19 protein-coding genes are annotated in these 17,397 nt (G+C 38.3%); 10 read left to right on the top strand and 9 right to left on the bottom strand.

The annotated features are described in order from the left end of the window. The first annotated feature begins 350 nt into the window (after positions 1-350). Positions 351-1,121, top strand: a complete 771-nt coding sequence (locus QZ562_RS12900; protein WP_293760666.1) for an SDR family NAD(P)-dependent oxidoreductase — start codon at positions 351-353, stop codon at positions 1,119-1,121. A 290-nt stretch (positions 1,122-1,411) separates the two neighbouring features. Here the strand turns inward: QZ562_RS12900 and QZ562_RS12895 are convergent, their stop codons facing one another. Then, on the bottom strand, positions 1,412-1,750 hold the full coding sequence (locus tag QZ562_RS12895; protein WP_293760664.1) for a BON domain-containing protein: 339 nt from the start codon (positions 1,748-1,750) through the stop codon (positions 1,412-1,414). A 667-nt stretch (positions 1,751-2,417) separates the two neighbouring features. Between QZ562_RS12895 and QZ562_RS12890 the strand changes: the two genes are divergently transcribed. The 3 genes from QZ562_RS12890 to gnd all read left to right on the top strand — a co-directional run bounded on the left by QZ562_RS12890 (position 2,418) and on the right by gnd (position 7,123). Further along, positions 2,418-4,064 carry a hypothetical protein gene (locus QZ562_RS12890; RefSeq protein WP_293760661.1) on the top strand — a complete coding sequence of 549 codons (1,647 nt, stop codon included), beginning with the start codon at positions 2,418-2,420 and terminating at the stop codon, positions 4,062-4,064. Between the two features lie 321 nt (positions 4,065-4,385). Continuing rightward, the gene (locus QZ562_RS21285; RefSeq protein WP_363315357.1) at positions 4,386-4,502 is read left to right on the top strand and encodes a DUF2239 family protein; all 117 of its coding nucleotides are present in this window, start codon (positions 4,386-4,388) and stop codon (positions 4,500-4,502) included. 1,157 nt (positions 4,503-5,659) lie between these two features. Beyond that, complete coding sequence (gnd, locus tag QZ562_RS12885; RefSeq protein WP_293760658.1) at positions 5,660-7,123, top strand: decarboxylating NADP(+)-dependent phosphogluconate dehydrogenase; 1,464 nt, start codon at positions 5,660-5,662, stop codon at positions 7,121-7,123. Positions 7,124-7,626: 503 nt separating this feature from the next. Here the strand turns inward: gnd and QZ562_RS12880 are convergent. The 5 genes from QZ562_RS12880 to QZ562_RS12860 all read right to left on the bottom strand — a co-directional run bounded on the left by QZ562_RS12880 (position 7,627) and on the right by QZ562_RS12860 (position 11,267). Continuing rightward, positions 7,627-7,995, bottom strand: a complete 369-nt coding sequence (locus QZ562_RS12880) for a YacL family protein (RefSeq protein WP_293760655.1) — start codon at positions 7,993-7,995, stop codon at positions 7,627-7,629. 191 nt (positions 7,996-8,186) lie between these two features. Then, positions 8,187-8,615, bottom strand: a complete 429-nt coding sequence (locus QZ562_RS12875; protein WP_293760652.1) for a response regulator — start codon at positions 8,613-8,615, stop codon at positions 8,187-8,189. Next, on the bottom strand, positions 8,612-10,153 hold the full coding sequence (locus QZ562_RS12870) for an ATP-binding protein (protein WP_293760650.1): 1,542 nt from the start codon (positions 10,151-10,153) through the stop codon (positions 8,612-8,614). The genes QZ562_RS12875 and QZ562_RS12870 overlap by 4 nt, the downstream gene beginning before the upstream one ends. An 88-nt stretch (positions 10,154-10,241) precedes the next feature. Continuing rightward, entirely contained in the window at positions 10,242-10,679 is a 438-nt protein-coding gene (locus tag QZ562_RS12865) for a response regulator (protein ID WP_293760648.1), read from the bottom strand. A gap of 66 nt (positions 10,680-10,745) precedes the next feature. Continuing rightward, positions 10,746-11,267 (bottom strand): M48 family metallopeptidase, encoded by a 522-nt coding sequence (locus QZ562_RS12860; protein ID WP_293760646.1) that lies wholly within the window; start codon positions 11,265-11,267, stop codon positions 10,746-10,748. Between the two features lie 130 nt (positions 11,268-11,397). On the opposite strand from QZ562_RS12860, the gene QZ562_RS12855 reads away from it, so the two are divergent. From QZ562_RS12855 to QZ562_RS12830, 6 genes are all read left to right on the top strand, one after another. Then, complete coding sequence (locus QZ562_RS12855; RefSeq protein ID WP_293760643.1) at positions 11,398-11,730, top strand: metalloregulator ArsR/SmtB family transcription factor; 333 nt, start codon at positions 11,398-11,400, stop codon at positions 11,728-11,730. 21 nt (positions 11,731-11,751) lie between these two features. Further along, the gene (locus tag QZ562_RS12850; protein ID WP_293760640.1) at positions 11,752-12,249 is read left to right on the top strand and encodes an arsenate reductase ArsC; all 498 of its coding nucleotides are present in this window, start codon (positions 11,752-11,754) and stop codon (positions 12,247-12,249) included. Between the two features lie 32 nt (positions 12,250-12,281). Further along, positions 12,282-12,980 (top strand): arsenical resistance protein ArsH, encoded by a 699-nt coding sequence (gene arsH / locus QZ562_RS12845; RefSeq protein WP_293760673.1) that lies wholly within the window; start codon positions 12,282-12,284, stop codon positions 12,978-12,980. A gap of 30 nt (positions 12,981-13,010) precedes the next feature. Beyond that, positions 13,011-14,039 carry an ACR3 family arsenite efflux transporter gene (gene arsB, locus QZ562_RS12840; RefSeq protein ID WP_293760637.1) on the top strand — a complete coding sequence of 343 codons (1,029 nt, stop codon included), beginning with the start codon at positions 13,011-13,013 and terminating at the stop codon, positions 14,037-14,039. A 188-nt stretch (positions 14,040-14,227) separates the two neighbouring features. Further along, positions 14,228-14,518: a hypothetical protein gene (locus tag QZ562_RS12835; RefSeq protein WP_293760634.1), complete on the top strand. Its 291-nt coding sequence runs from the start codon at positions 14,228-14,230 to the stop codon at positions 14,516-14,518. Between the two features lie 89 nt (positions 14,519-14,607). Next, positions 14,608-14,745 carry a phospholipase A gene (locus tag QZ562_RS12830; protein WP_363315358.1) on the top strand — a complete coding sequence of 46 codons (138 nt, stop codon included), beginning with the start codon at positions 14,608-14,610 and terminating at the stop codon, positions 14,743-14,745. Between the two features lie 277 nt (positions 14,746-15,022). Here QZ562_RS12830 and QZ562_RS12825 read toward each other — a convergent pair whose 3' ends face one another. The 3 genes from QZ562_RS12825 to QZ562_RS12815 are packed head-to-tail and all read right to left on the bottom strand — an operon-like array spanning position 15,023 to position 16,939. Further along, positions 15,023-15,928 (bottom strand): sensor domain-containing diguanylate cyclase, encoded by a 906-nt coding sequence (locus QZ562_RS12825; RefSeq protein ID WP_293760632.1) that lies wholly within the window; start codon positions 15,926-15,928, stop codon positions 15,023-15,025. Further along, complete coding sequence (locus QZ562_RS12820; protein WP_293760630.1) at positions 15,921-16,727, bottom strand: alpha/beta hydrolase; 807 nt, start codon at positions 16,725-16,727, stop codon at positions 15,921-15,923. The genes QZ562_RS12825 and QZ562_RS12820 overlap by 8 nt, the downstream gene beginning before the upstream one ends. A gap of 47 nt (positions 16,728-16,774) precedes the next feature. Further along, positions 16,775-16,939, bottom strand: a complete 165-nt coding sequence (locus tag QZ562_RS12815; RefSeq protein ID WP_293760627.1) for a hypothetical protein — start codon at positions 16,937-16,939, stop codon at positions 16,775-16,777. Positions 16,940-17,397: the final 458 nt, after the last annotated feature.

Raw genomic sequence — 17,397 nt, 5'->3', positions numbered from 1 at the left:
GTATTGGAGGGATCAATACTTACAAAATTTGGAAAATCCTCAGCACCCATATCTGTTTGATACCAGGCAACAAATGTGTCTTCGCCCATGCCAAATTGCGTTGCCATTCATCACAATTTAATCTGCTATTTTGAGATCTCGTTAATGTTAAAGTTTGATCATTTATTCGAGTTTCTTTATCTTAGAGTGAGTTAATTCTGTGCTTGATAACTTTTATTCATTTCTTTATGTCTGATTTATGTGCCTGATATCTCATAACAAACATGAACAATGTTTTCTAGCCCCATCAGGTATGTTAATAACACCAAGCGCTTTGAAAATGGGCGTTTTCTTAATAATAGGAATGATATATGAATAATCTTTTTTCGGTTGCTGGCAAGGTCGCAGTCGTTACTGGTGGGTCAAGCGGAATAGGTGCAATGATTGCCCGTGGTTTTGTTGAAAGTGGCGTTAAAACTTACATTACGGCCCGTAAACTTGAGCAATTGCAGCAAACTGCTGCTGAATTATCCACTTTGGGTGAATGCATCGCTATTCAGTCTGATCTATCTACAATGGCTGGAGTTGATACTTTTGCAGATGAAATGCTTAAAAGAGAGCCAAAAATTGACATACTGATCAATAATGCAGGTGCTGCCTGGGGTGCACCTATTGATGAATTCCCGGAAGCGGGTTGGGACAAGGTAATGGACTTAAATGTAAAATCTATTTTCTTTCTTAGTAAACGTTTATTACCTGCATTGCGTTTGTCTGGAACAGCAGATGAACCTTCACGAGTCGTGAATATTGCCTCTGTCAATGGGATCACTCATCCGCATATGAACAATTATTCTTATTCAGCCAGTAAAGCTGCTGTTATTCAAATGACACGGCATATGGCAGCAGATCTTCGCCCAAATCATGTCAATATTAATGGTATTGCCCCAGGTTTTTTTCCAAGCAAAATGACGAAACATGTTTTGGTGCATGAACAGGAAATTGCAGATAATCTTCCCGCTCGCAAAATTGGCGAGCTAAGCGATATTGCGGGTACGGCTATTTACCTTTGCTCTCGTGCGAGCAACTATGTATGTGGTCACACTATTGTTTTGGACGGCGGACAAGTAGCGCATTCAGGCTGAATTTAGATAAAACAAAATGCAGACCTATCTATGAATATGTCTAAACAAAAATAAGTTTCTCTATCCATTATAATAATAAAAAAGCGCCTAACGATTTAGTTTGCGCTTTTATTTGTCTTATAAAATATGCAAACACTATTAACTACTTAACTACTTAATTACTTAGCTATAGGTATTATTTTTGGCAACATCTGCAATGGGTATCTGTGTTAGCTTCGTACTTGTGCTCAAAGCGACTTTCAATCAATTTATCACAACTTTGTAATCTATCATCGCTCTTCGGTGGTCAACTAGTTACTCAGAGATAATTTATTATTAATGGCGTGAGCTCCCTCAGCTTCTCTTGCTAGTTTGACAATTTTATCAATTTGACTTTGGGTGTCGACAACCCCGATAAGACGTACATCGCCTTTAAGTGTGATGACATTGATATCGAATGCCTTAAGTTCTGATTGAGACACCAAAGCCATCTGAATATTTCTGGTCACTTCATTATCAGGAATGTTGGCTGTGTATGAAGGACTGGCCAGCATAATACTGGGAACTTTCAAAGGTTTGTCACAACCCGCTAAAAGCATAAGAGTGATGACAGCAAGACTATAGTGAAGCTTTTTTAAATTTTTATTCATGTGATTGCCTTTGTATTAGGTTAACAGTCGGTATTGATTATTCACTCAACTCACCTCACTGTTTGTTGGCTGGCTGTTGGTTACTAATTGTTTTTTGTTTCGTTTCGTTGCATTGCATCAAGTCACTGAAAGATGATGTGGCAGTATAAAATACTCGTTAAGAACACCCATGACATTTAGATCCGTTTATATCCTGAGTAACCCGCAATATTTTTGTCAGAATTAATGCCGTATATTTAATTGAGTACTCTGGTTTTGTCTTTTAGTATCATTGTTTGGCAACAGCGACTAAAACATACCCATTTTGGTTCAGGTTATTATTGCTTTTTTACGCCAACACTATGCGATATAACTATCTGTCATTTTTCTGGTTCGATTGTCTCATTGTTTACCTATTTGGGGCATATAAAATATGTTTTAGGCACTAAAAAATTACCTTTTATACGGTTGTAGAGATATAACTCATAGTGGTCGTCTTTTTACTAGTACTGCTAGGATGAGTCAGAGTTTGATTGTCATGGCAGTCAGTCATAGGTGGAATCTTATTTGTGTCTTGGATTCAACTAATAAGCGCTAGAAATATGTAAAAAAATAGTACATCGCGTATATGATAGATTAGCGAGTAAATACTCTGCTTCATTATTGAAACTTCATTCAGGGATAAAAAATGAAAACCACATACATGGCGATAGCACTATTATTTTTTTCTTTTGGTGCAAAATCATCTTCAGACTTTAGTCAATTAGAAATTCTGTTTACTCAATGGCGCACCTTTGAGGTTGCTCCTTTACATAACCTTGCACCTGACTATCGTCAAGTAACCTTCAAAAAGCGCCATACAAAATGGGCACAATTTAAAGCACGATTGTTAGCGTTTGATCAATCAGATTGGAGTGTTGCGCAGCAAATTGATTGGTTTGTGATGTTGGCAGAACTCAATGGGTATGAATTTAATGAGAAGGTGTTAAAACCTTGGCAGAGAGACCCTGCATTTTATAAACAGGTGTGGACATATAAAAGTGATGTGCCAGCTCACGAAGGTCCTACCCCTCATTATGTCACCGAATTATGGAGCTATTCCTTTCCCATCAGTAATAGCGAGCAGACTAGGTTAATCAACGACTTGTCTCGGATAAAACCTTTTCATATACAAGCCAGAGAAAATTTAACCGGTAATGCTAAAGAATTATGGGTAGCGGGCATACGTGATATTCAAACTCAGCAGCAAAACCTGCTGGATATTTCGTCTCAAATTAAAACAACTAACAATGCAACGCTAATACATACACATCAGCAAGCAATTCAGTCTACGGGGCAATTTGTGGCGTGGCTTCAACAACAAAGTATGACAAAAACTGGGCCTTCAGGGCTTGGCGTTGAGCAGTACAGTTGGTACCAAAAACACGTACATTTGCTATCCATGACATGGGAAGATGAAGAAAGGTTATTACGCCGTGAGCTTGATAGGGCTTGGTCATCGTTAAAGTTAGAAGAACAAAGAAACATTGGACTACCAGCATTGGTATCAGTGAAAAATGCGGAAGAATATGATCAATTAGCAACACAGTCCGCTGAATTTTTTCTTAAATTTTTGGAAGAGAAAAATATTGTCACGGTTGCCGATTATTTTAAACCGGCGCTTTATGCAAGATTAGGGCGTTTTGTACCAGAGGCAACTCGCCACTTCTTTCAAATTGGTTCACACTTTGACCCCACCCCCCTATATTCGCATTTTTATCATTGGTTTGAACTAGCAATAATGGAAAACGATCCTAACCCAAGAGCCCTTAGAAAAAATGCGCTGCTGTATAATATTTTTGATAGTCGTAACGAAGGCACTGCCACGGCCGTGGAAGAAATCTTTATGCATGCGGGTTTATACGATCACAATCCCCGTGCGCGAGAAATTGTTTGGATTATGCTTGCTCAGAGGGCGGCCCGAGGTCTGGGCTCTTTGTATGCTCATGCTAATCAGATGACGATGCAACAAGCAGGTGAAATCCATATGAACTACACCCCTAGAGGATGGATGAAAACAGAACCTGACTTACTAATTTTTGAACAACATCTTTATCTACGCCAACCCGGTTATGGCACCAGCTATGTAACGGGCAAAGCTCTACTCGATACCGCCATGGCACAAAAAGCAAAACTAGACGAAGAGCAGGGTCGTGATTTTGTCTTGAAATCTTTCTTTGACCAACTCAATGATATCGGTGGCATACCCATTACATTGGGCGCCTGGGAAATGACAGGCAATAAACCTGCTTTCTTGAATGAGGTTGAGGAAGTTGCAAAAGGGCAGACGCAATAATTAGATACACTTGAATGCATACACTCAAATCCGGCGCTCAATTAAGTTATCAAGGCAGCAGGAGCGCTGTTTTATCGACCTTGAGTAATACAGTCCAGACATTTTAATAATTAAAAATATTGATACTCAGATAATATTGATGCTTCTTATTTAAAAAGTAAGTGTAATGAGCATCCTTTGTTTGGCAGTTTACGATAAAACGTTATTCTGTAAAGGAGTCATTGAAGAGATAGTTCAAAAGGTAAAGCGTTTGATAGCGATATTGAACCTATAGTGTTTGAGTAATAATGTTGCCGAAAAATTGATTGTAGGTACGGTGATGTGAGGACAGTATTAGTAAATACGCCTGCTGCTAACACTTATAGTGGTAGGCATAGCCAACCCAAACTTGGAGTCAAAGCGAAAGAAGTGACCCTATTACCTTGTCATTGGGAATAATTATCCATTCAAAAATGAGGAGCATCTTCTGCATTAAGGCGATTAGTTGGCTAGGCACAAAAGAATGCTTCAAGTGAAGATGTGATCAATACTCAGCAATAACAGTTAGATAAATTCATGCTATTTTTTTTGGAGGATGAGCCCGACCATCAACATGCGGGTCGTGCTCTATACCGTGATAATAAGGTAAGTTTTGAGACTACAATTGGACCTTGGCTAACAGATATGTAAGGTTTTGTCGTGGAAAAATTTATGAGAATATCTAACTTACACAACGACTTGTTCCCATATGACTGATTCACCAAAAGCCAATGCTTTCTAAATACTGCTTTAATTAAGGTTTTTTAAACGCCAGCGCCCATTATGTGAGCATGTCTTACAGTTATGAAGTACCTGTCCGTATCTATCAGCCTGCTTCAAGGTATTTGATGGGCATGACCCTAAGAATAAAACCTAAATAGTTGTCAGGTAGGCAACACTTCGCAAGCACGATAGCTAAGATCAGTTGTTTAGTCCTGAGCCACTGACAACAAGTCATTATAATTTACTTTTTACTAAATAGATGATTGCTTTTAGAGCTTTTATTGTTGCGTTAATCACGCTGTTTTGGCAGGTTTAAGTCTACATAAGGTCCTTAGTTATAGCGCCCAAATATGTTACTTTGTGCGAGTAGCCAGCCTCTAAGCGCTCAAGGTAAGGACCTAATCAGATTAGTTTTACTGAGAATGATTTAGGAATAACTTTGTTTTGAGTACTCTTTCGATCGTCGCTTTATGTTTATTCTACTGTTACCCGTGTTTACTTGCTTGTTACTGGCCTTTACGAAAGTTTATCAATCAACCCGGTGTTTATTTTGCGTGTGGCACTGACTAACGACATTTTTGAGTACATAAAGTGGGATTTGCTAGCTTGGTTTGTTGCACTAATTTGGGCTGAACAATATTTCTTATATCAATGCATTATTTATTTATGCATTTTGAAGTGTTAAGTTGCATTTTAATGTTTAATATATGGCTATGTATGAAGGTCATTTCGTCCTATTACCCAAATTGCCTGTTCAAATGAACCTCGCACCTTTGGAATATTCTTAAGCGTTTTGACGTATAATGCTCGGCAACTAAGCAAGCATTATTAATTGAAACAAACATTGGAACTCTATGAAAACACTATCTGATATTGGCTTAATCGGCCTTGCTGTCATGGGTGAAAACCTAATTTTGAATATGGCAAGTAAAGGGTACACCGTCACTGCTTATAATCGCTCTACTGATAAGGTGGAAAATTTTATCAATGGCCGAGCAAAAGGCGAGAGCATTCGCGGTGCTTATTCGGTAGAAGAGCTAGTTCAATCGCTAGCCATTCCTCGTAAAATTATGATTATGGTGAAATCAGGTGCTCCTGTTGATGCCACTATTGACCAGCTTCTACCTTTGTTGGACAAAGGCGACATTATCATTGATGGCGGTAATACTCATTTCCCTGACACTATTCGCCGTGAAAAATACTGTGCTGAAAAAGGTGTTAATTTTGTGGGTGCGGGCGTTTCAGGCGGTGAGGAGGGTGCGCTTAAAGGACCTTCAATTATGCCTGGTGGTTCAGCTGAAGCATGGCAAGCAGTGAAACCCATTTTTCAAGATATCTCTGCCAAGGTAGAAGATGGTTCGCCTTGTTGCGATTACGTAGGCGAAAACGGTGCTGGCCATTTTGTTAAAATGGTGCACAACGGTATTGAATATGGCGATATGCAGTTATTGTGTGAAGCTTATCAAATTATGAAAGATGTGCTTGGCATGTCAGCCGATGAAATGCATGAAGTATTTAAAGAATGGAACACCACTGAATTAGATAGTTATTTAGTTGAAATTACTCGTGATATTTTAGCTTTTAAAGATGAAGACGGTGGTCCACTGGTAGAAAAAATTCTTGATACAGCAGGCCAAAAAGGTACGGGTAAATGGACAGGTATAGTTGCATTAGATTTGGGTGTTCCGTTAACTCTTATTGCTGAGTCTGTATTTGCTCGATGTATATCAGCCCTAAAAGACGAACGTGTTGAAGCATCTAAAGTGATCACTGGCCCAGCTAAAACATTCAATGGTAACGCTACTGAAAAAGCTGCCTTTATCGAAGATTTACGCCAAGCGGTTCTTGCGTCTAAAATTGTTTCATACGCTCAGGGTTATACTTTAATGCGTGAAGCAGCCAAAGAATATAACTGGAACCTCAACTACGGTGGTATCGCATTAATGTGGCGTGGTGGCTGCATTATACGTTCTGCATTTTTAGGTAAGATCAAAGAAGCTTATGATAAAAACCCAGAGTTAAACAATATATTATTGGACGACTACTTCAGAGATACAGTCGTAGGTGCACAAGAAGGATGGAGACGTGTAGCAGTGAATGCCATCACTACTGGTGTGCCAGCACCTTGCCTCACAGCTGCACTTAATTACTTCGACGGATACCGCACTGCGCGTTTACCGGCTAATTTGTTACAAGCCCAACGGGATTATTTTGGTGCTCATACCTATGAGCGTATAGACAAGCCAAGAGGTGAGTTCTTTCATACAAATTGGACTGGGCGTGGTGGCGATACTTCGTCGTCGACCTATAACGCTTAAGTTGTTTTAAGAAAAATAAAAAGCCGTAACTTAATTATTCGTTACGGCTTTTTTGTGTCCATAAGATTAATATATAATTATAAAGGTAAACCAGCAGTAATCGAATCGATACGAGGCGTAATGCTGAGCTCCTCAATGCCCGCGAACCATTTAAGTTAAAGCTTGTTTCGGTGTCCATATTTATCCAATGAACTGACGCATTAACAGACCACTTGTCGTCAAGTATATAAATAAAACTGTTTTTTTCTGCCGAACCAAGCTAACTAAGTTTAGGTTGCTGAAGCCAGCAGTGGTGACGGTATGGATAATTCCTTCATTAAATCGGTGTCGTTAATATCCGCGGCAACATCATTGAGTAACAATTAGGCGTAGTCGTAACTAGCCCCATATTTGATGATTTAAGACTATTGACTAAGGTTTGATTGGATACTAAATAGCAGCACAATGTCCGTTTAGGATTTAAGTTAAATGACTAAAATGAAAGACTAAAACAGACATCTGCTTTAACTAATAAACGTCTGCCAAGCTTTAAGTAATGTTTTCAGATCGGTTAGGCCACAGCCTGATTGGATATGTAGGTTACTCAGTTCTTGGCTTTCGTCATCTTCCGAAGATGCCATTTCTTGGATGTGATTGTTATTTAAAATAAGCTCAACTTCATCCTTATCAAACTCTAAATGGTATTCCTTGCCGTTGTGTTGGTAACTACAAAGTTGGTTGGTCTGAAGCTGCTGGATAGTATTCAGTAACGCAGTGATTTGTTCAGAGTCTTGAGCGATTTCATGACTTAGCCAATCACCAAACGCTTCACACTCAAGTTCACATGTGGCTACGGGCTGCCCTAAAATATCATGAAAAAATTGATAGTCCATTAGATGTCACTAATTATTGAAAAGTGTAGAGCGACTATACGCTAAACCTATCGCCCACTGTTGATAAAATATCATCATCAACATAACGAGTCTTTTCTACCGAAATACAGTGCTATGTGTTATTAAAGCCAAGTTATGAATTGATTACTCATAATACTCTGAGCATCCTAATCCAAGATGACAGTCTTAACTTAACTGACTGGTAAATACACAACTTTCCTGTAAGCATCAAATATATCAACGATGCTAATCAAACCATCATCTATTTCATCTTTGATAAAGTAACCGGCAATATTCGACTGGTAGCTGTTAAAAATATCTTTTTCATCTTGTGAGGTAGTTAAAACAAATACCACACTATTTTTGTAGTCACTGTCTTTGCGCAATGTAGTCAAAAATTCTAGGCCATTCATACGTGGCATTTGTAAGTCTAACAATATAACAAAAGGACGTTTTATCTTACCTAATGCGAGCAATTCAAATGCTTCTACTCCGTCTTTTGCTCTAATGATAGGGCTGGAAATGTGGCGGCGTTTAAATTCCCGTTGGATACTCATCGCATCAATATCGTCGTCTTCTATTAAGAAAAGAGTGATGTCGGTAGGATTGGTTCTATTCATTGACCCATTGCCTTCGTTTTAGGCCATGTAACAATAAATGTGGCTCCTTTGCCAATATCTGATTGAATTGAAATTTTACCTGAATAATTAGCTAGCGTTTTCTCAACCATTGCTAACCCTAAACCACTGCCTTCTACTTCATCTCTTGGTTTAAGGGTTTGAAATTTCATAAATATTTTTCCATGTAACGAAGGATCAATACCTGGCCCATCATCTGTCACACTTATCTGATAATCATGTTGTAAGTTTTCGCATTTTATCTCGATATGGCCTGCGTTTTTTAGATGGTGTTTGACTGCATTAGATATTAAGTTTGTAAGCACTAACTCAAGTGGTGCTCTAGGTAATACGATGTCTACGTTATCTACCTCAACTACAAAGCCCTCGGGCAAGCCTAACGACTCGTAGCACTGTTTTGTTGTCTCTCGTAGATTCAAGCTTTGTGGAGGACCATCATTTTTGCCAACCCTCGAGTAATTAAGTAAGTCTTTGAGCAGCATATTCATTCTATTAATACGATTTTTAATCATACCAAAATGTTCAAGGCTTTCAGCCTGTAAGACTTCTGCTGCATCTTCCTCGATCCAAGATACCAATCGTTTAATTGCGTTTAGTGGTGCCTTTAAGTCGTGAGAGGCGATATAGGCAAATTCGTCGAGCTCACTATTTGATTTCTTTAACATTTCAATTAATGCTTCTCGTTCGGTCACATCTCTGGACACACCTAATATGTAGGCTTTGCCTTCATCATCTTCAAAACGTTTTTTAGTGGTAAATAACGTACGGATTTCGCCGCTTGGAAATACTACTTTTTCTATTGTTTCAGTTGCATCTTGCTCAAAAACTAACTTATCTCGTATTGAAAGAGCCTCAGTTTCCTCGTCACTATATTTTTTTAGGGCTGAATATCCAATGATTTTATCGCGTTTCTTTTCTGGGAATAAAGACAAAAATGCTGTGTTGGCATGAAGGATTTTATAGTCACTGTCTGTTGCAAATATTAAATCAGGATTATTTTCACTGATCATCTGATAAAGGTTTTTTAATTTTGACAACTCATAATTTTTTCTTCGAAGTTCTAATTGTGATACCACATCTTTGGCGAGCAGTTTTAACATAGACTTTTGGTGTTGGTTGACTGTGTTTGGATTAATATCAAAGACACACAAGGTTCCCAAAGTTTGGTTGTCGCTATTAATCAATGGTACGCCGGCGTAATAACGAATATTGGGTGCTTTTACTACAGATTCACTTTGCTTAGTTCTATCGTCAAGTAGTGTGTCAAAAATTTCCAACACCTGTGTTTGAGTAACTGCAAGGGCAGAAAAAACATTTTCTTGCAGTATTTGGCTAGGAAAAGAACCCATTTGTGAAGCCACCCATCGTGTGTTGGCATTGATTAAGCTAACCATAGCGAAGGGTTTGTCACAGCCTTCGGTGGCAAGAACAGCTATGTCGTCAAACAATTTGTCTATATTCACATCTAAAACGTTATATTTTTTTAATATTTGGATGTTAGATTCTTTGCGATTTGACATAACAATTCCTAATCAAAATAAAATAAGATAAAACCTAAACTGTGGTTGTGCATAAGCTTGTTAATGTCGGTGGACTGCCAATTAATACTTAAAATGCCCCGATTTCTATTTTTAACTCTTCCGGACTTGACTCACCTTTAATTAGAAAACCTTTAACAAAATCATACTTAAGTGCTTGAATTTTTTGTTTTGGGTCGTCTGATCCTGAATACATTAAAATCTGGCATATATCTAAGTTAACTTGTGTTTTTAACTCTGCAAATTGTTGTAAAAATTCAAACCCATCCATGATGGGCATATTGACGTCAAGTATAATAATTGCGGGGGGGAAACTTTCACCATACTGCTGTTGGTTATGTAAAAAATTGTTTAAAAAAGCGAGCCCTGATCGGCCATCGGCTTTTTGCACTATTTTACTTACACCAATTTTGTGAAGTTGGTGACTCAACATGTACCGTTCGATTTCACTATCATCGATAATTAAGACGCTAGGTTGTGGCATAAAAGGTCGTTTATATAAACTCATGTCTTTACCACAATAATCTTTATTGTTTGCAGATAAAAGCGTTGCATAATACTAAAGCATTATAACTCAGTTTTTTGAAACAACGAATACTGACCCCGAGCGTTCTAGTTCAGTCAAATATACTCTTACATCAAACTCAACTTGGTGATAATCAGGCATCATATGCTGGCAGAGTTGATAAAATGCTTTGTTGTGTTGTTTTTCTTTTAAGTGGGCAAGTTCGTGCACTACTATCATTTTCAAGAATGGCTCGGGAGTGTGCTTAAATAAGGTACTGACTCGCAGCTCGTTTTTACTCTTTAATTTGCCACCTTGTACACGTGATACATAACTGTGAAGGCCTAAAGCGTGGTTAACTATATGAATTTTGCTATCGTATATCACCTTACTCAGTGGTTGAGTTTTCTTCATAAATTGACTTTTTAGAGACATCGCGTAGTCACGCAGTTCGTTATCGTTGGGAATGTTATGCGTTTCTGGATAGCGTGTTCTTAGCCAATCGCCCAGTTTATTTTGAGATAGTAAATGTTGTATATCATCTTGCAGATGTGTCGCATAGTGTGCGAGGTAGGGCAGTGTGTTTGACATAGAGGGCACCTAACTAAATAATTGACCTAGTTTAAATCCTAAAGATCAAATAGTCGCCTGCTTGTTACACTATTGACATATGAAATATCATATATATGATATTTCATATGTATTGAGTTGAGTACCTTTAATGACCCCTATTGCTTTTTATAAATGTTTATCTGAAGACACACGTTTGAAGTGCTTGTTACTGATCACGCTTAAAGGTGAGTTATGCGTGTGTGACTTAATTAGTGCACTGCAACTGAGTCAGCCAAAAGTATCACGACATTTAGCTGAGCTACGTAAATGTGGAATTTTGTCTGACCAAAGACGTGGAAAATGGGTGTTTTATAAAATTAATCATGCTTTACCGAGATGGGCGCTTGAGGTACTCACCCTGACCACTAAAGACAACCATATATACTTAAATGATTGTCTACATAATTTAGACACAGCCAAACTAACAGATAACTGCTGTTAACTTTTACCGGAATAATATTGAATGAAAATCTTATATATTTGCACCCACAACCGCTGCCGCAGTATTTTGTCTGAAGCTATCACTAATCAATTTTCTCTTGGTAAAGAAGGCAAAGTAGGAAATGTAGGAAAAATAGTAGCGAGAAGTGCTGGCAGTCAACCAGCAGGTGAAGTGCATCCATTGTCGATTAAATATTTACAAGAAACGGGTGTTTCAATTGACGGTTTACGAAGTCAGTCTTGGGATGACTTTGAAACATTTACACCCGATTTAGTGGTAACTGTATGTGATTCCGCCGCCAATGAGGTGTGCCCTGTGTGGTTTGGTAAAAGCTTAAAAGTACATTGGGGCTTAACTGATCCATCTAAGCTACAAGGATCTGAAACACAAATAGCCGATGCATTCAAAGCCACTATTGAACAAATAAGAAAAAGAGTGGAACAATTGAGCAACATAAACGTGGATATCAAAGACAAGGCCGCTTTTAAAACAGCCCTTACTAATTTAGGTGCAACATAATGTCTAAGCCTGATTCTAACTCTAACTCGGTTATGCCGAATCTTGAACTCATAGAATTTAATGTACCCAGAGCAGAAGACTTTGCAATAAATAAGACCAATCATAAACCCAAAATACTCTTGTTATATGGTTCATTACGGACACGGTCTTTTAGTCGGTTAATGGTAGAAGAATCAGCCCGTTTGTTAGATGCGATGGGTGCCGAAACCTGTATCTTTGACCCAACAGGTTTACCCTTACCTGATGCTGAAGACGCAACACATGCAAAAGTGGTGGAATTACGTGAACTAATGATATGGTCAGAAGGCCAAGTATGGTGCTCTCCTGAACGCCATGGTGCAATGACCGGTATTATGAAAAGCCAGATAGATTGGGTGCCTCTAAATTTAGGAGGTGTACGACCCACACAAGGGAAAACGTTGGCAGTTATGCAGGTAAGTGGGGGCTCGCAGTCTTTCAACGCCGTTAATCAAATGCGTATTTTAGGTCGCTGGATGCGTATGTTGACCATTCCTAATCAATCGTCAGTAGCCAAAGCTTTTATGGAATTCGACGATAACGACCGAATGAAACCTTCACCCTATTACAATCGTGTGGTGGATGTGTTGGAAGAACTGATGAAGTTTACTTTGCTTACCAGAGATAATAGTGACTATTTAGTTGACCGTTATTCAGAGCGCGTTGAATCAGCAGAACAATTAAGTCAGCGCGTTAATAAACGTGCTGACTAGTGTTTAATAAAAGCATAGAGGAACAAGTACATGGGATTATTTGAACGTTATTTATCAGTTTGGGTAGGCATCAGTATCATATTGGGGGTGTTTTTAGGCAGTCTTATCCCAGATTTTTTTGCTCTCGTAGCAAGCTTAGAATATGCACATGTTAATTTAGTGGTAGCGGTACTGATTTGGTTAATGGTTTACCCGATGATGGTCCAAATCGATTTTTCATCAATCAAAGACGTAGGTAAAAAGCCTAAGGGTTTAGCATTAACACTCGTTATTAACTGGTTAATTAAACCTTTTACTATGGCCGCCTTAGGTTGGTTATTTTTTAAAGGTTTTTTTGCTGACTGGGTCGATCCAGAATCAGCTAACGAATATATTGCAGGTATGATTTTACTGGGTGTGGCCCCTTGCACTGCGATGGTATTTATTTGGAGTCAAATGACTAAGGGCGATGCCAATTATACCTTGGTACAAGTATCGATTAACGATATTATTATGATCTTCGCATTCGCACCCTTAACCGCGCTTTTATTGGGTGTCAGTGATATTCAAGTACCTTGGAATACGCTCGTTAGTTCAGTGTTATTATATGTGTTGTTGCCTTTAGTGGCAGGCGCGTTGACCCGTTCTTTGTTAGATAAAAAAACCGGAAAAACAGAAGAGCAAAAAAGTGTAGACAGTTTTGTAGCTAAGCTTAAACCTTGGTCAATAGTTGGTCTACTAGGCACTGTCGTGTTGCTGTTTGGTTTTCAAGCGCAAACTATTTTGACTGAACCGCAGACAATTGTGTTGATTGCCATACCACTCATCATTCAAACCTACGGTATATTTGCTATCGCTTACTTTTTTGCAATACGCTTAAAGCTTCCTCACAATATTGCAGGGCCTGCCAGTATGATTGGCACGTCTAACTTTTTTGAATTGGCGGTTGCTGTGGCTATTTCACTGTTTGGATTACATTCAGGTGCAGCTTTGGCTACTGTGGTGGGTGTGTTGGTTGAAGTACCAGTGATGTTGTCTTTGGTGTATTTTGTGAATAGAACTCGGCATTGGTTCGTTTAACAGCATCGATAAGCTATGAGTTCAAGCTGCAAAGCATATGTTAATTTGGCTGAATGTTAAGAGCAGTGGCATGCCATTCGTTTTACTGAAAAATCATATATGGTAAATCACTTATAGTATTGGCATTATTGATTGGTGCAGGCAACACTAACTTACTTTGAGCCATACCATTAGAGAAGCATGTGGTGATGAAAGCTGCAGTATTATTGTTATCTGTTGTGCTCGCAGTTAATAACGCATCAGGATCTGAGTCAGAAGCAAATGTGTTGCATGGTATCAATAAGTGTTTGTTAAATGCCCTTGGGCAAGCAATGACTGAACAGACTGTGGGAGAATTGCGACAAAGCTGCTTAGATAAAGCGCCAACCTTATCTAAACAGCGTGTTGCTCAAGAAAAACAAGCGTTGCAAAATCTTTTTGCGATTATTCCTCATAAACCCAACTTTGTATTATTTGCTAGTATCATCAGCATCCATTAATACCCTTATATTGAGATCCTGTTGAGGCTAAGTTGGATGATGTTGAAATAAAATTTCAAATCTCCTTAAAATATTTGGCGGTATAAAATCTGATTTTTAAAGAACTTGATCTACAGTTCGTCTTCACAACGACTCGATGGTGGCAAGTTCTCAAAAGCGGTATTTCAGCTCTCTTCCGGGATCCAAATTATGAACCGCAAGTGATATTCAATTGTCACCGCTCTTGATCCCGTGGGTTATAGAGATCTAGGTTTACTTTGGAGTATTTCAGAGAACATTCTTTAGAGTTTTTGCCAAGCAATAATTTGCGGAGTGGTGACAGGGTGGGCGATACAATTGGATCGGTCGTTGCCTATCAACGATCGATTACAAATGTATGTTAAATATTTTAACAGATATAGTGAAAGTCGAACCTATCACCATCACAACTCTCAAAGGTCATGCATCGGAATTAAGTTGCCCAATGGGTTGCAGTTATGGACGTTGTCGAAGGTATCGATAGTATTAAGTGTCTTGGTAAAACACGGTTCTATTTCGACCAGTGCTTTTAGCCATGTAAAGGGCACTGTCAGCTTGTTTGGTCAAATTATCTAGGTTAAGACTACCATCGCTTATGGTTACACCTATGCTGATGGTTACTGAGGTGTTGTTTATTTTTATTTCTGACATTAACTCATGCAATTGTGCAGCAAAAAGCTTAGTGCCAACCTTATCAGTATCAGGTAATAATATAATAAATTCTTCACCACCAAAGCGCGCAATCAAATCAGTCTGACGACCAAATGTTTGCAAACGTAGACCTAATTCGTTTAAAAGTTTGTCTCCTTGCACATGTCCAAATGAATCGTTTACTTTTTTGAAGTGGTCTATATCTACCATTAATAACGAAATAGTATTTTTATAACGCTTTGCTTGATTAATAAGCTCGGGTGCTCGCAGATTTATTTCTCGACGATTCATCAACCCAGTCAGTTCGTCAGTCGATGCCATTGAAATTAATATTTTTGCTTGAGCTTCCAACTCTCTGCGAACGTTTATCAGTTCTTCATAAAGCTTATCGCGCTTCGATGCATTGAAAAAAACCCAATAAATATGACCTTTTTCATCAATTTTGGTACTAACCAGTATCGGTATACGTTTTCCATTACCGTCATATAAAGTTAATTGCATTTCTTCGCATTTTTTATCATGTAGCAAAGTGGGCATTAAATAACTTTCAAAAAATATTTTAGATGCGTAAGTAAATAAATCATCGGAACTTTTACCGACTAACGTTTCTAAATCCCAGTTCAACTCATATGAAAAATACGTATTGGCGTAGATAATCCTTCGATTTTCATCGGTTACCATTGCACCCGACTGAAAGGCATCCGGTTCAGGGCTTATAAATCCTATGACCTTATTAGTCAACGTAGTCCCTTAATCCTTGGTTAATGATGTCTGGGTAGGTCATATGTAAACAATGCCCTTCAGCTTCTATTAGCTTGAGTTGTGCATTAGGTAATTGTTTTAACATGTACTCGCCAATATCAGTTGAAGCAAGAGAGTCATGACTACTTTGAAAGATCAAAGCTGGGTGTTTGGCTTCTTTTAGTAAGTAGCGGTAATCGGAAAAAAACGTCGCTTTGGCAAAAGCTTTGGCTATTATAGGGTCAGTCGAGCAAAAGCTTCCTGATAACTCACCTATCAACTTTTCAGAATGGTTTGCACCTATGACAAGAGGCGCAAGGTAATTTGCCCAACCAATATAGTTTTTATCCATTAAATTAAATAGTTCGTCTAAATCAGACTTTTCAAACCCTCCAATGTAGTCAGGTTCGAAATTTAGAAAACAAGGGGAGGGACAAACCATTACTAAATTACTAAAAAACTTTGGTTGTTGGATTGAAGCAATGAGACCTATCATGTTGCTCACTGAGTGCCCAACAAAGGTGACATTTTGTAAATCTAGGGCTTCGCAAATTTCGAGAACATCGAGAGCGTAACCCTCTAACGAGCTGTATCGGGCTTGGTCATAATTGGCTAAGTCTGAATTACCGGAGCCCACATAATCAAATAACACTACTTTGTAATGTGGTATCAGTGCGGGGAGCATAAAACGCCACATCTTCTGATCACAACCAAAACCATGAGCTAAAAGCAGAGTCTTTTCACCTGTGCCTATAATATTTACGTTATTTTTTTTGAAGATATCATTAGCAAATGGCATTTTTCACTCATTTATGAGGTATCTGTTTGTCCAATATACATGAAGGTTCACCAGAGATAAATCATCTCGTCTCTAGTGGCTGCAATAACAGCTAATATTTTATTTTGAATAGTGTGATGGATATTGGCTTTAGTCATAGCCACAATAAATAAATCGACACCATAATTAAACTCTGATTCGCTGACATTCATGTCAGTCTGAATTTGTTCCACATTATAACCTGTGTACTCATATGGGTCATCTATTAAGATGTATATGTGCTCGCTGACCTTTTCACGAAACGATCGATATTTGAATCCTTAAAAAATACGTACATCATCGGGTGAAATTCAATTTCAGTAATAAAATTATCCACTATTTCTTCAATTTTGGGTTGCCTGCCTAATTGCTAGTAAGTACTTAAATAGGTTGCGGTGCAAGCATTTAAAAATAATCAAGCAAAACATACTAAGAGGAAAGTTTTCATAGTATTACCAAAGTTGTCCATTAACAGAAAGGTATAAACCCATCTGTTGTTTTGCACGACATCAACAAATACCAGTTTTACGCATAATAATTTTCGAGCACTGTTAGTTAATTGTTCTGTTTATAATTTAATCCACTGTTTTGGTAATAGTAACCGTATATTAGTATCACAAGGCGTTGTTCCAATGCCTGAAGTGAATTATCA

Source organism: uncultured Paraglaciecola sp., assembly GCF_913058035.1.
Taxonomy (GTDB): domain Bacteria; phylum Pseudomonadota; class Gammaproteobacteria; order Enterobacterales; family Alteromonadaceae; genus Paraglaciecola.
The sequence above is the reverse complement of the archived record's forward strand: the minus strand, read 5'-3'. Positions and strand labels throughout refer to the sequence as shown.

Bases quoted from the DNA above. Each gene is read 5' to 3' on its own strand.
- QZ562_RS12900 (WP_293760666.1), top strand. From the start codon at position 351: ATGAATAATCTTTTTTCGGTTGCTGGCAAGGTCGCAGTCGTTACTGGT.
- QZ562_RS12895 (WP_293760664.1), bottom strand. From the start codon at position 1,750: ATGAATAAAAATTTAAAAAAGCTTCACTATAGTCTTGCTGTCATCACT.
- QZ562_RS12890 (WP_293760661.1), top strand. From the start codon at position 2,418: ATGAAAACCACATACATGGCGATAGCACTATTATTTTTTTCTTTTGGT.
- gnd (WP_293760658.1), top strand. From the start codon at position 5,660: ATGAAAACACTATCTGATATTGGCTTAATCGGCCTTGCTGTCATGGGT.
- QZ562_RS12880 (WP_293760655.1), bottom strand. From the start codon at position 7,995: ATGGACTATCAATTTTTTCATGATATTTTAGGGCAGCCCGTAGCCACA.
- QZ562_RS12875 (WP_293760652.1), bottom strand. From the start codon at position 8,615: ATGAATAGAACCAATCCTACCGACATCACTCTTTTCTTAATAGAAGAC.
- QZ562_RS12870 (WP_293760650.1), bottom strand. From the start codon at position 10,153: ATGTCAAATCGCAAAGAATCTAACATCCAAATATTAAAAAAATATAAC.
- QZ562_RS12865 (WP_293760648.1), bottom strand. From the start codon at position 10,679: ATGAGTTTATATAAACGACCTTTTATGCCACAACCTAGCGTCTTAATT.
- QZ562_RS12860 (WP_293760646.1), bottom strand. From the start codon at position 11,267: ATGTCAAACACACTGCCCTACCTCGCACACTATGCGACACATCTGCAA.
- QZ562_RS12855 (WP_293760643.1), top strand. From the start codon at position 11,398: ATGACCCCTATTGCTTTTTATAAATGTTTATCTGAAGACACACGTTTG.
- QZ562_RS12850 (WP_293760640.1), top strand. From the start codon at position 11,752: ATGAAAATCTTATATATTTGCACCCACAACCGCTGCCGCAGTATTTTG.
- arsH (WP_293760673.1), top strand. From the start codon at position 12,282: ATGCCGAATCTTGAACTCATAGAATTTAATGTACCCAGAGCAGAAGAC.
- arsB (WP_293760637.1), top strand. From the start codon at position 13,011: ATGGGATTATTTGAACGTTATTTATCAGTTTGGGTAGGCATCAGTATC.
- QZ562_RS12835 (WP_293760634.1), top strand. From the start codon at position 14,228: ATGAAAGCTGCAGTATTATTGTTATCTGTTGTGCTCGCAGTTAATAAC.
- QZ562_RS12820 (WP_293760630.1), bottom strand. From the start codon at position 16,727: ATGCCATTTGCTAATGATATCTTCAAAAAAAATAACGTAAATATTATA.